Here is a 13,264-nt window from a genome sequence, read left to right as displayed (position 1 = left end):
TTCAGGGGCCGCCCGTCTTTGCCGGCTTTGGCTTTGAGATCATCGACAATGGCCGCGAGCCGCTCTGCCAGAGAAAGGCGTCCATTTTCCCGCTTCAACTCGGATTCACGGACCTCAGCCATCACCAAGATTCCCATACAGCATCTCGTCCTGCAGCCGGCGCAAGGCGAACAGCCCGGTCGTCGGGTCGGGCGCGGCATTGTCGGCGGTGAGCAATTCGCCTTTCCTCACCGGTTTCAGCACCTTGCCGCCTTCGAGCAGACCGACCGGCACGGCGCGATGGGCGCGGGCCTGTTCGACGGTCATGGTCCAGGAGCGGTAGCAGGTCTCGCCGATCGCATCGAAAACCTCGCCTGCCGCCAGATCCCGCTTGGCCACCGCGCAGACCTCGGCCACCGGCCGCGGCAGCGGCACCATGTCGGGCTTGCCGTAAAGCGCGATGCGAGCGGCCGTCAGCGGCACTTCCAGCGAGGTCAGATGGTAGGGCCTGAAGAAGCTGTAATAGGGACCGTGGCCGATATGCAGATCGTCCATGCGCTCGATGATGCGCGGATGCGTCGCCTCGACGATGACGAAGACACCGGGCGCCACGCCCTTGCCGACGGTGTAGTCGACGACGCCCTTCTTCGACAGAATGCCGCCCTGCTCGCGCGGGATCAGCACCTTGACCAGCTCGTCGCGATCGGCCTTGGGGCCGTGCATGCCGGGAACGTCGGGCACCAGCCCGGTGGCGTTGGCAATGGCGCACATCTCGACCATGGTTTTCGAGCCGTCGACGAACTCGACCAGCATGCGCGGATTCATGTTGCGGCGCAGCGCCTCCTCGCGGTAGTCGTCGGGAACGGCGTCGTGGTTGAGAGGGTTGTTCTTGCCCTTGCCGGCGGAGACGATGGTGTAGCCGAGCGCCGAGGCGAACTCGATCAGCTCCATGCAGCTCGACGGCTCGTCGCCGGCGCCGACCGAATAGACGACGCCGAGCCGGTCGGCCTGCTGCTTCAGATAGCAGCCGATGGTAACGTCGGCCTCGACATTCATCATCACCAGGTGCTTGCCGTGCTGCATCGCCATCAGGTCGAAATCGGCGGCGACCCCGGGCTTGCCGGTGGCATCGATGACGACATCGATAAGCGGATTGGTGACCAGCATTTCGTTCGAGGTGACGGCGATCTTGCCGCTTTCGATCGCCTGGCTGACCTTCGAAGCGCTGTCCGCTTCGGCTGCCATCGCCTGATCGCCATAAGCAATGCGGATGGCGTCACGCGCCGTATGCGGGCGGCGCGTCGAGATCGCGCAAACCGAAATGCCCGGCATCAGCATGCCTTGCGTCACCAGGTCGGTGCCCATCTCGCCCGAACCGATAACGCCGATGCGCACCGGGCGGCCTTCCGCGGCGCGCTTGGCAAGATCGCGGGCAAGCCCGGTCAAGGCGACATTGGTCATACTGGAACGTCCACTGCTTTAAGTCTTTGTTTTTATGCATGTCGTTGTCCCAAAACCGCGGCACACTTTTGGGCGACATGCATTATGAAGCGGGAATAGCAGGGAACGGCAACCCATTGCCAATCGAAACCGGCCGCGGCCACCTTTTCCTGTGCGCTATTGCAATTCGGCCAGCAAGGCTTTTGCCTCGGCAAGGTTCTTGGCGGAGCCGGCGGCAAGGTCGTCCATCTTGCGCTCACTGAAGATGACGAGCGCATGCTCGCAGGCGCCTATCGCTTCCTCGACCATTGCCTTCTGCTTGCGGGCAGCACCCAGATCGGTAAGCACATCGCACAGGCTGTCCTCGGTGAAGGCGACGCCCGGCACCGAACCGATCTTCTTCTGCACAGCGATGGCCTCGCGCAGGATCGGCACTGCCTCCTCGAATTTGGCGACGTTGTTTTCGGCGCGGCCGGCGAGCGTCAGCTGATAGCCGATCTCGTTTTGCAGGCTCGCCCAGCGGTCGGGGTCGCGGTCGCGGCCGACCTCGTCTGCGAGCGCCCGATTGACGGCGACCGCTTCGGCGAACAAAGCCGGCGAAGGCTCTTTCGCGCCGATCATGCCAAGCACATTGGCCAGGCTTGCCTGCGTGCTGGCCCAGGGTTCGGGGGCGCGGTCGCGCGTGCGCACGCTCTGGATCGAGCGATAGATGCCGGCCGAGCGCTTCAGCAGGGCGACGTCACCGCGCCAGTAGCCCAGCGTCGACAGCGCGCTGGCCAGGTTTGCCTGGTTGCGCAGCCATTCGTCGGCATCCCTGTCGCGGCTCATCACAGTCAGTGCCGCCTCGTAGGCCTGGACAGACTTGGCCATGGCGTCCGGATCGGAGCTGGCGTTTGCCTGCATCATGCGGGCATTGCCAAGGTCGCCTTCGACCGAGGCCCAGAGCGAGCGGTCGGGCAACGTGGCATAGACGGCCAGTGCCTTTTCATGCGCGGCCGCCGCCTTCTGGTAGAGCGATGGGTCATTGGCGCTGCCGGCAAGGTAGTAATAGGCAGTGCCTAGTTCGTTCTGCAGCTGGGCGTGATCTTCCGGCACCGTGGCGAGGTCGTAGAAGGGCAGCGCCGCTTCTAGCGCCGTCGCCGACTGGCGGAACGCTTCGCCGTCCTGCGTGCGGTCGCCCAACACCAGGAGCACGTGGCCCAGGCCCCATTGCGTTGCCGCCCAGGCGTCAGGATCGCTGTCACGGCTCTGCACCTCGAGCGCCGCACGATAGGCCGCCGCCGAGCGCTGGAGCGCCTCGTCCGGATCGCCATTGGCCTTGCTGAGCATGGAAAGTGCTGCACCCAGCCGGTACTGCGTCTTCGCCCAGTCCTTCGGGGCGCTGTCCTTGCTTCGCACGGTGAGCGCTGCACCATAGGCGGCGACCGCTTGTTTCAGCACCGCTTTGTCGCTGGCGCGGTCGCCCCAGGTCGACAAAGTGTTGCCGAGACTGTGCTCGATCGAAGCAAACTCGATTGGAGCAGCGGCGGCGGTATAGATCTGCGAGGCCTCGCGAAAGGCGGACGCCGACTTCCGGAGATAGTCGATGCCGGTGTCCCGATCGCCAAGCGTCGCATAGACCGAGCCTAGATTCTGCTTCAACGAAGCCCAGTCGAGCGGAAGCTTCTCGCGCGGATATTCAGAAAGTGCGGCCTCATAGGCAGCGATCGCCTCGAGCAGCGCGTCGTTGCCTTCCTGCCTGGCTCCAAGGCGCTGCAAGGCATTGCCAAGCGTCAACTGGCCGTTCGCCCAGCTCGCCGGCGCATGCTCGCGCGTCCAGACCGTCAGTGCGGCCTCTGCGGCCTCCCGAGCATGCTGAAGCGTGGCGATGTCGCCATTGATCTGGCCGATCGATTCCAGCGCCGAGCTCAAATTATTCTGGATCGTCGCCCATTGCGCCGGGGCGCGCTCGCGCGTCATCTCCTCGGTCGCAGCCTGATACGCGGCCACTGCCTGCTCAAGCGTCGGCACGTCTTTTTCACGCTCGCCAAGGCGAAACAAGGCCGCGCCGAGATTGACCTGGCTCAACGCCCAGTCGAGCGGGACGCGCTCTCTGCGGTATTCGGTCAGCGCGGCGCGATGCGCTTCGATCGAAGCGCGGAAACTGTCGGTCGTGGCCTGGCGCTCGCCGATCTCGGACAGCACGATGCCGAGATTATTCTCAGTCGCCGCCCATTCGAGCGGCATTTTTTTCGCCGCTTGCACCGCGAGCGCCGCGCGGAAGGAGGCGACGGCCTTGTCGAGCAGTGCGATACCATTCTCGCGCTGGCCGAGCCGCCAATAGACGGTGCCGAGATTGCCAAGCGTCGAGGCCCAGTCGTCCGGATCGGCGTCGCGTGTGTAGACGGTCAGCGCCTGGTCGAAGGCGGAAGCCGCCTTGTCGAGGTTTTCGCGACCGGCCTCGCGTTCGCCCAGCGTCGACAGTGAGGTGGCGAGATTGTTTTGCGTGGCAGCCCATTGCCGCGGGCTGTTTTCGCGCGACACATAGGTCAGCGCCTTTTCATAGGCAGCGACCGCCTGCACCAGAAAGGCATTGTCGCCAGAGAAAGAACCGTGCGCGGAGAGCGCCTGGGCCTCGGCTGCCTTGTAGAACCAGGCTTCATGGTCGTCCCATTTATCGACCTGCTCATAGGCCTTGGCATAATCCAGTGCTGCCGCCTGATAGCTGAAGGAAATTTCGTAGGTTTTGGCGCTGTCGCCGAAAACCTCGGCAAACTCGAACCGACGCGCCTTGAGGTCGGCTTCGGCCTGGTCGACGGTCTTCGACAGTTCGCCAACGCGGGCCTTGGCCTGTTCATGGATTTTCTGCGCTGCTTCGAGTGCGCCTTCTTGCACCGCCTGCTCGGCCAGTCTTGAAAGCCGCACGATTTCCGGATCCTGGCTCTTCAGCGTCGCCTGCTCGGCCAGCACCTGTTTCAGCCGCTCGGTCTGGCCGCGCAGCAATTTGTCGAGCTCGGCCGCGTCCCTGGGTTTCTCGGTGCCCAGCGTCTTCAGCATGGCGTAGAGCGTGTCCATCGGTACGCCGCCGTCGCGGGCGATCGTCTCGATCTGGCGGCGTTGCGGGTCGGGCAGCGTCGAGATCGTCACCAGCAGCCGGCGACGCTCGCTGAGTATCTCGCCCTCTTCGCCTTTCGGCACCTCGGCGGGCGTACCGAAATAGAGCAGCCGGCGCAGGCTCTCATTGACCCACGGCCGCTGCCGGCCGCCGGTCTTGAGATAGACCTCCTCGCCGATCATGCGCAGCACGGTGCCGAATTCCTCGCCGCCCATCATGTCGATGTGACGTAATATGGCTGCCGCATAGGGGCTGTTGCCGTCTGCGGGACCGTCGAGCGCCACCTTGCCGGGCTCGGCGGCAAAGCCGATGACCTGGCCCAGGCTGTCATCCGCCGCACCCTTGGCCGGCGCTCTGCCGTTCAGCGCCACGACGCTGCGGGTTTCGCCAAGGCCGCCGGCGCCGATCGGCTTGCCCGCTTCGCCCGGCGTCAGTTTGAGCAGCGTGCCCGGTGGAAACGGATCGTTGCGGCAGGCATCGAGCAGCACGATGGTGACCGGCACCTTGGCCTTCAGCTCGGCCACGATCGATGACAGCGGCACCAGCTTCTCGCCGGCATCGTCGAGCGCTGTAATGTCGGTATCGACCGGCACCAGGAAATTCTCGCCGCCGGCTTCGATGCCGTGGCCGGAATAGTAGATAATGGCGACGTCGGCACCCTCGGCATCGTCGACGAAGCCTTCGAGGTCGCGTCGCAATTTGCGCGCGTCGCGATTGGTCGCGACATCGGTTTCGAAGCCGAGCCTGTCGAACATATCCTCGATGGCGCGGGCGTCGTTTTCCGGATTGGGCAGCTTGCCGACATGCTCATAATCGGACTGCCCGATGACGAGCGCGACGCCCTTAAGCGCCTTCGGCTCTTCAGCCCGCGCAGGAACCAGCGCGCACAAAAGTGCAAGCAGCGCGGCAAACGCCACGCCTATGCGCCCTGTTGCCCCTGAAAACAGCATCGTCGTCCCACCCCAAACCCAGCGCGCCATCTTCCGCAACGGCATGGCATCATGATGGCCGGCGCGTGGCAAGTGTTCGGGCAAGAGGTGTTCTTGTCGTGGGGAAGGGAGGCAGGAATGTCATGCTGCTCCGCGCCCCCTCCTGTCCCGCCGGCCTCTCGCCCCTCGCCCAGCGCTGCGCGGCCGCTACTTGTTTGTTGACAGGCATGCGAGGCCTACATGTGGAATTTGGCAGCAGAGGGCTGGAGGCTCCTCAAGCAGAGCGTCATCGGCTTCATCGACGACAATGCGCTGAGCCATGGGGCGGCGATAGCGTTTTATGCCACGACCTCGCTTGCGCCGATCCTGCTCATCGTTGTCGCAATTGCCGGCATGGCCTTCGGGCACGAGGCGGCGCAACTCGCCCTTTCGGCACAGATCGCTGGCCTGATGGGGCCGCAAAGTGCCGAGCTGCTGCAGGCGACGATCGAGAACGCCTCGCAGAAGGAAGCGGGAACCCTTGCCAGCATTCTGGGGCTGGTCACGCTGTTCGTCGCCGCATCCGGCGTGTTCGGCGAAATGCAGCTGGCGCTGAACGAAATCTGGAAAGTCAAACCGAGCGGGGCAACGATTTCACGAATGGTGCGGGCACGCATTGCAAGCCTGGGCCTGGTCGCCGCGCTTGGTTTCCTGCTGCTGGTGTCGCTGGTCGTAAGCGCTGCAATTTCGGCGCTCGGAGAGGTCATCAACGCCGACCTGCCGTTCGGCACCGTCATCCTGAGCGCCATCAACGGGATCGTCTCGTTTGCCCTGATCACACTGCTGTTTGCCGCAATCTACAAGGTGCTGCCGGACCGCAGCCTGCAATGGCGCGATGTCGGCATCGGCGCCGCGGTCACCGGGTTTCTGTTCACCATCGGCAAGTCGCTGATTGGCTGGTATATCGGAACCAGCGCCATCTCATCATCATACGGCGCGGCCGGCGCCCTGCTCGTCGTGCTGTTATGGGTCTATTATTCAGCGGAGATATTTCTGCTGGGCGCCGAATTCACGCGAGCCTATTCGGTTCGACATGGCAGCCGGTCCGATTTGAAGAACAAGGTGGAATTGCATGGCAAATGAGTTCACGCCGAAATTCGACCTGGCCGACAAGGTGGTGCTGGTCACCGGCGCCTCGCGCGGCATCGGCCGCGCCAGGACAACCGCACTGGGTCAAACCTAGTGTCCGGCTTCCTCATTCATTGCCGGCAAGCCAACGGACCATATTCGCCATCAGTCTTCCGTAGAACGGCCACGCGAGGAAATCCTGCGAGAGCCAATGCGGGCCGATATCGGTTGCCCAGGCAATCGTGCGGCCGCGGCCATGGCTATCGACGGCAAGGAGCGGCCAGTCGGTGCCGCGATAGTGGCAGGTCGCCAGAAGCCGGGACGAACCGTCGCGCCTGAATTCCAGCTTGTTCATGCCGAGAATCGGCGGCAAAGGCCCCTCCACCCCGGAAAAAATCGGATGTGACGACTGCAGGATGGAGGCCTGCAGGCCTTGCGGCACCTCCATGCCGTCGCAGTAGGGTAGGCAACGGACCGGCAGAACGTCCTCGACCGGGGTGTCGTGGAAACGCGCCGTCCCGAACATGCCCTGAAAGCCCATGTAACCGCCGGCCAGCATCAGCCCGCCGCCACCTTCGACATAGGCCTTGAGCACATCGAGGCGGTTGACGCCGACACGCCCGGTGCGGGCATCCGGCGTCACCAGCAATGTCAGGGCGCCGACATCGGAGATCACCACCGCCTGATATTGGGCGAGCCCATCGAGGTCATAGGGAAACTCCGCGCTGCAACGCTCGCCGCCGATCTGCGTGACCGCGATGCCTTCAGTGGTCAGCGCGGCATTGAAGGCCGTCGCGCCATTTGTCGAGGTCGCACTTGTAAGCACGTCGCTGCCGATGGCAACCGAGGTCGTCGCTGCAAAGGTTTCGCCTGCAAGCAATATCTTCATTGCCGCCCCGCACTGTTTCATTCGAGAGGTTTTTAGGAAGGGCGCCGGATGGACCGGCGCCCCCTAGAACTCAAGCCCTACAGGATCAGAATTTGAATTCGGCCAGATTTTCGGGAGTTACGATCTTGGCCGGACCAAGGATCAGTTCGCCGCCGGCGCCAATCGTGTATTCGCCGAGCCTGCCTGCCGTGAACTTCTCACCCTCCTTGCCGGTGATCTTGCATTGCGCAAACGCCTGGGCCGTCTGATAAGTAAGATAGCCAAGATCGGTGACGTTCCACCAGATATCCTGAGCCGCTTCGTCCTTGATGTATTTCGAGATCAGAGTGGCCGGCGCGAGGCCGGTCAGCTTGACCTTGCCGATCATGCCCGCTTCCTCGAGTGCACGCGCGGCCGCCGGAAGGCCGATGCCTGCCGGGACGATGATCACCTTGAGATCGGGAAACGCCTGCACCAGCGCCAATGCCTGCTGCTGGTTGATCTGTTCGCTTTCTTCGCCATAGGCCACCTGCACCAGCTTCATTTTGGAGAACTTCGGCTCGGCCGCCATTTTCGCCTTCATGAAGTCGATCCAGGCATTCTGGTTGGTCGCCGTCGGCGTCGACGACAGGATCGCGAATTCGCCTTCACCGCCGCTGAGGGCGAATGCACTTTCGAGCATCATCTCGGCGAGGCTGTCGCCCTTCACCTGATTGACGAACACCGCACGCGCATCGGCGGCCACATCGGAGTCATACGAAATCACCCTGACGCCCTGCTGAACGGCGCGCTTCAGCGCAGGCGCGACGGCGTTGGCGTCGTTGCCGGCAATTGCGATGACTCCGACCTTCTGCGAGACAAGGCTGTTGATGAATTCGATCTGCGCCTCGGCGGTCGCCTGCGATGGGGCGACCTGGGTAGCGGTGCCGCCAATTTCCTTGGCTGCCTCTTGTGCGCCTCCAAAGGCCACTTTGAAGTAGGGATCCGTGTCGAGCTTGGGCAGGAAACCGACCGTTACGGGTTCCTTGGCGCACTCCTGGCTGAAGGCCAGCGAGCTTTGCGCAAGCAGAACCGCGGATGCGAGCAGGGCTAATCTAAACGCTTTCATTGTGACTCCTCCGTCAAAATTCGGGCTTGAAGGAAGGGGCCCGAGATCACCCCTTTGTCTCGCGCATTGCGCGGGATCTGCTGAGCATCTCCTGTGTGGAGCGCCAGTAATTGCCGATCAGCAGCGAGCCGATCAGAAGCAGGCCGATGATCATGCCCTGCGCGTCGCCACCGATCTGGTTCAGCGCCAGCACGTTGCGGATGATGGCGATCAGGACCAGTGCCAGCATGACGCCGGTCAGGCGGCCCTTGCCGCCAAAGACGCTGATGCCGCCGAGCAGCACGATGGTGATGACGTCGAGCTCCATGCCGAGCGCATTGTTGGCGCGGGCGTTGGAAAGGCGCGCGGTATAGACGATGCCGGCCATCGCCGCGACGACGCCCGAGACGACGAACAGGTTCAGCACCATCCGGCGCGTGTTTATGCCGGAATAGCGCGCCACCTCGGGGCTGCCGCCGAGCGCGTAGATGCGCTTGCCGGTCGGCGTCTTCTGCAGCACGACCGCAAACACCGGCGCCAGCACCAGGAAGGGCACGATGGTCCACGGTATCTCGGTGCCAGGCAGGTTGTTGATGCCGAAATCGACGACCGCGGGCGGCAGGATGTTGACCGAGCCGGTGCCGAGCAGGATGTAGCCAATGCCTCGATAGAGCGCCATGGTGCCGAGCGTCACAACCAACGACTGCAGTCCAAGGCCCGAGACCAGATAGCCGTTGAAGGCGCCGAGCAGGCCGCCGATGACGAGCGTCAGCGGGATTGCGGCAAGTGTCGGCACACCGGCCTGGACCAGCAAGCCAAAGACGACGGACGTCAGCGCCAGCACCGAGGCGATCGACAGGTCGATCTCGCGGGTGATGATGAGCAGCGTCATCGGCAGGATCAGCAATGCCTTTTCCGAGGCGCTGGCGGCCAGTTGCGAGAGATTGAAGCCGGAAACGAAATTCGGCACGAAGATCGCGGCATAGAGGAAGATGGCCAAGCAAGAGGTCGCCAGCAGCAGATCCCAGAAGTCGATCGAACGGAGGAACTTTTTCACCGCGCCCTCGCCTGTCTTGCCTGCTCGGCCCGCCGCACGATGAAGGTGTCGATGCCGATGGCGACCAGGATCACGAGGCCGTAGACGCCCTGCAGCCACAGCGGGTCGACGCGCACCAGCGTCAGCCCGTTCTTGATGACGAGCAGCGTGAGCGCGCCGAGGATGATACCGAGCAGCGTGCCCGAACCACCGCGGATGGCGACGCCGCCGACCACCGCCGACGCGATCACGGTGAGTTCGAAGCCGAGCGCGACGCGTGCATCGATGGTCGCGTAGCGCGATGCCCACAGCGCGCCGCACAGGCCGCCGAGCAGGCCGGCCATGCCAAAGGCCAACAGAATGCGGCGGTCGACGGGGATGCCGATAAGACGCGCGCCGTCGGGATTGGAGCCGGCGGCGAACAGTTCGCGCCCGATCGCCGTGCGATAGAGCAGCACGTAGCCCAGGCACAGGATAACGATCGCGATGATGACGATCAGCGGCACGCCGGCGATCTTCAGGCCGGTCATGTCGAGCCAGGCTTGCGTGACTTCGTCGGCGCTGATCTGGTCACCGGCTGCCCAGATCGAGTTGAAGCCGCGGAAGATCGACATCGAGGCCAGCGTGACGACGATCGCCGGGATCTTTCCCCTGGTGACGACGAGGCCGTTGATCAGGCCGGCGACGCCACCGACGGCGCATGCGGTTATCAGGCCAATGCCGATGTCGAGCCCTGGATAGGCCTGGACCATGCTGGCCGCCATGTAAGCCGACAGGCCGATCACCGCAGCGATCGAAAGGTCGATGTTGCGGGTGATCAGCACCAGCATCTGCGCGAGTGCTGCAACGACGAGCAGGGCGGCATCCATCGACACGGCGGTCAGGTTTGCAGCGCTCACCATGCGCGGGTTGATGATGGTGACGGGGACGGCGACCGCCAGCATCGCGGCGAGCAGGCCGAACTCCCGCCGCTTTAGTATGTCGAGCGGTCCTTTTCTCTTCTCCTCGCCGGCGGCCTGTGCCGCCGCATCGGCGCTTTCGCCGGCCTTGGTCGCTGCTTCCAGCACCTTTTCCTGAGTGGCTTCGCCCCTGGCAAATTCGGCCGTCCGATGGCCTTCGCGCAGGACGATGATGCGGTCGCACATGCCGATGAGCTCGGGCATTTCGGAGGAGATCAGGATGATTGCCATGCCCTGGGCGGAAAGGTCGGCGATCATCGCATGCACTTCCGCCTTGGTGCCGACATCGATGCCTTGCGTCGGCTCGTCGAGGATGAGGACGCGCGGTTCGGTGCGCAGCCATTTGGCCAACACCACCTTCTGCTGGTTGCCGCCGGACAGTTCCTTTACCGGCTGCGCGTAGCCGGAAAAGCGAAGCTTCATGCGCTTCAGCCAGTCCGAAACCAGATTGATCGCGCGGTTCGTGCCGTAGAAGCCGGAGCGGGCTGCCTTGTCGAGGACGGGCAGCACGGCGTTGTCGAGGATGGAAAAATCCATCACCAGGCTCTGGCCCATGCGGTCTTCCGAGACATAGGCGATGCGCGCATCCATGGCGTCGCGTGCCGAGGCGAAACGCACTGCTTCGCCGTCGATCAGGATTTCGCCGGCATCGGGCTGGTCGATTCCGAACAGCACGCGCGCGATCTCGGTCCGCCCGCTGCCGACCAGGCCGCCGAGCCCGAGCACCTCGCCGGCATGGAGCTTGAGGTCGATATTGGAAAAGCCACCGGCGTGCGAAAGCCCCCTCGCCTCCAGCACCAGTGCGCCGGTCGCGTGGCTTCGTTGCGGATAGAGGTCGGTGACCTCGCGGCCGACCATCATGCCGATGGCAGCGGCGCGGCCAAGCTCGGCCTTCGGCTTGACGCCAATGAGACGCCCGTCGCGCAGCACCGCGATGCGGTCGGCGATGCGGAAGATCTCGTCCATGCGGTGGCCGACGAACATCATCGCCACGCCGTGCAGCCGCAGGTCGGCGACGACAGTGAACAGCCGCTCGACCTCGCGCTGCGACAGGGCGGCCGTCGGCTCGTCCATGATCAGCACCCGCGCGTCGAGCGACAGGGCGCGGGCGATCTCGACCAGTTGCTGTTCGGAGGTGCGCAACGTTGCGAGCCGGGTTTCGGCCGGCACGTCGAGGCCGACTGTCGCCAGCACCCTGCGCGCGCCGGCAAGCATGGCGGCGCTGTCGATGCCGCCGAAGCGGTCGCGCGGCATATGGCCGAGATAGATGTTTTCCGCCACCGAAAGATCAGGGAAAAGACCGGGGTGCTGGTGCATGACCGAGATGCCGGCAGCCTGGGCGTCGTGCGGCGAATGGAAGACCACAGGCTTGCCATCGACTTCGACATGGCCGCCGGTCGGGAGATACACGCCGGCCAGCAGCTTTACGCAAGTGCTCTTGCCGGCACCGTTTTCGCCAAGCAGAGCCAGCACCTCGCCTGAGCGCAATTCGAAGGACGCGTCCTTGAGGGCGATCGTGCCGCCGAAGGCTTTTGTCGCCTGAACCAGGGCAACGGGGACAGCCGCGTCGCTCTTCACCATGGCGTCGGCTTCGCCTAATGCGCCCAAGTGCAGCACCTTTCCTCCCTTGGTCCTGTTTTTTCAATTTGCTATATTAAATGGCCGAATGCCGCAACTGGAAAATTGACTTCCATGGCCGCGAAGGGCACTGTCGCGTCGCGCACGGGTGCGATTGGAGTGCTCGACCCGCGGCAGCCTCAAAGCTGCAAGCGGCTGGAGCGGCTCTGCGGGAATGAATGGGGAGGCGCCGGTTTTGTCCGGAAAAGGCAGCAATTCGGTCAAGGTTCGGCATTATAACGAGCGCTTCGTGCTTGATGCCATTCGCCGCCTGAAGGAGGCATCCAAGTCCGATCTGGCGCGCGCCGCAAATCTGACGCCGGCCGCGGTCGCCACCATTGTCGACGGGCTGGAATCTTCCGGATTCGTGAAGCAAGTGGGAAAAAGGTTCGGGCAACGCGGATCGCCGTCCACTCTCTACCGACTTGCACCTGAGCGTATCTACAGCGTCGGCATCAAGATCGGCCGGCGCGCGCTGGAAGCCGTGCTCGTCGACTTTGCCGGCGAGGTCCGCTCGCGCGAGTCGCACGAATATCGCTTTCCGGATCCCGACATGGTGCTCAAGGCCGGCAACATGTCGCTGGCCAATTTCGACAAGCTGGTCGAGGGGCTTGGCGATGCCAGCATCGTCGGCGTCGGCATCGCCTCGCCATATTTCCTCGGCGGCTGGAGCGAAGAGCTCGGCTTTCCCGACGATCTCGGCAGCCGCTGGGAAGCAATCGATCTGACGACGTTCTTCGCCACAAAGCCGAAGACCCCGGTCTTCGTGGAAAACGACGCGTCATCGGCCGCACTCGCCGAGCTCATCCAGGGAACCGGCGCGCGGTTCCGCGACTTCATGCATATCTCGATCGACACCTTTGTCGGCGGCGGACTGGTGCAAGGCGGCAAGGTCCACACCGGGCCGCACGGCAACAGCGCCGCGCTCGGTCCTTTGCCGGTCTCGCCTTCAAGCCTCGATTCGGTGGCGGCCAAGCCGGCGCGCTACCAGAGCCTGCTGCATCGCGCTTCGATCTATGTGCTGGTCAATCATCTCAAATCGCGCGGCATCGAGATCAACCGTGTGCGCGAACTCGATCCCTTGCCGCCGGGGGCGCGCGAGCCGCTGTCCGAATGGATCGACGATTGTGCCAATGCGCTGGTCGAGG

8 protein-coding genes are annotated in these 13,264 nt (G+C 63.8%); 2 read left to right on the top strand and 6 right to left on the bottom strand.

Annotated features, from left to right (window positions below; translation table 11 throughout):
- Positions 1–114 precede the first annotated feature (114 nt).
- Positions 115–1,440 (bottom strand): NAD(P)H-dependent oxidoreductase, encoded by a 1,326-nt coding sequence (locus tag NKH04_RS31825; protein WP_352503596.1) that lies wholly within the window; start codon positions 1,438–1,440, stop codon positions 115–117.
- Between the two features lie 156 nt (positions 1,441–1,596).
- Positions 1,597–5,547, bottom strand: coding sequence for a caspase family protein (locus NKH04_RS31820; protein WP_353045531.1), 3,951 nt, complete (start codon positions 5,545–5,547; stop codon positions 1,597–1,599).
- 135 nt (positions 5,548–5,682) lie between these two features.
- Between NKH04_RS31820 and NKH04_RS31815 the strand changes: the two genes are divergently transcribed.
- Positions 5,683–6,564, top strand: a complete 882-nt coding sequence (locus NKH04_RS31815; RefSeq protein WP_352472728.1) for a YihY/virulence factor BrkB family protein — start codon at positions 5,683–5,685, stop codon at positions 6,562–6,564.
- 112 nt (positions 6,565–6,676) lie between these two features.
- Here the strand turns inward: NKH04_RS31815 and NKH04_RS31810 are convergent, their stop codons facing one another.
- The 4 genes from NKH04_RS31810 to NKH04_RS31795 all read right to left on the bottom strand — a co-directional run bounded on the left by NKH04_RS31810 (position 6,677) and on the right by NKH04_RS31795 (position 12,116).
- Positions 6,677–7,438 carry a glutamine amidotransferase gene (locus NKH04_RS31810; protein WP_353045530.1) on the bottom strand — a complete coding sequence of 254 codons (762 nt, stop codon included), beginning with the start codon at positions 7,436–7,438 and terminating at the stop codon, positions 6,677–6,679.
- 85 nt (positions 7,439–7,523) lie between these two features.
- Positions 7,524–8,525: a rhamnose ABC transporter substrate-binding protein gene (locus NKH04_RS31805; RefSeq protein ID WP_352686514.1), complete on the bottom strand. Its 1,002-nt coding sequence runs from the start codon at positions 8,523–8,525 to the stop codon at positions 7,524–7,526.
- Positions 8,526–8,571: 46 nt separating this feature from the next.
- Positions 8,572–9,561, bottom strand: a complete 990-nt coding sequence (locus NKH04_RS31800; protein ID WP_352503590.1) for an ABC transporter permease — start codon at positions 9,559–9,561, stop codon at positions 8,572–8,574.
- Complete coding sequence (locus tag NKH04_RS31795; RefSeq protein WP_353045529.1) at positions 9,558–12,116, bottom strand: ATP-binding cassette domain-containing protein; 2,559 nt, start codon at positions 12,114–12,116, stop codon at positions 9,558–9,560. The genes NKH04_RS31800 and NKH04_RS31795 overlap by 4 nt, the downstream gene beginning before the upstream one ends.
- A 196-nt stretch (positions 12,117–12,312) precedes the next feature.
- Here NKH04_RS31795 and NKH04_RS31790 point away from each other — a divergent pair.
- Positions 12,313–13,264 (top strand): ROK family transcriptional regulator (locus tag NKH04_RS31790; protein ID WP_353020903.1); only part of this gene is annotated, 952 nt, incomplete at its 3' end.

The sequence above is a fragment of the Mesorhizobium sp. M1365 genome (assembly GCF_040317865.1).
Lineage (GTDB): Bacteria > Pseudomonadota > Alphaproteobacteria > Rhizobiales > Rhizobiaceae > Mesorhizobium.
The sequence above is the reverse complement of the archived record's forward strand: the minus strand, read 5'-3'. Positions and strand labels throughout refer to the sequence as shown.

Coding starts and splice junctions, on each gene's coding strand:
- NKH04_RS31825 (WP_352503596.1), bottom strand. CDS start 1,440: ATGACCAATGTCGCCTTGACCGGGCTTGCCCGCGATCTTGCCAAGCGC.
- NKH04_RS31815 (WP_352472728.1), top strand. CDS start 5,683: ATGTGGAATTTGGCAGCAGAGGGCTGGAGGCTCCTCAAGCAGAGCGTC.
- NKH04_RS31810 (WP_353045530.1), bottom strand. CDS start 7,438: ATGAAGATATTGCTTGCAGGCGAAACCTTTGCAGCGACGACCTCGGTT.
- NKH04_RS31805 (WP_352686514.1), bottom strand. CDS start 8,525: ATGAAAGCGTTTAGATTAGCCCTGCTCGCATCCGCGGTTCTGCTTGCG.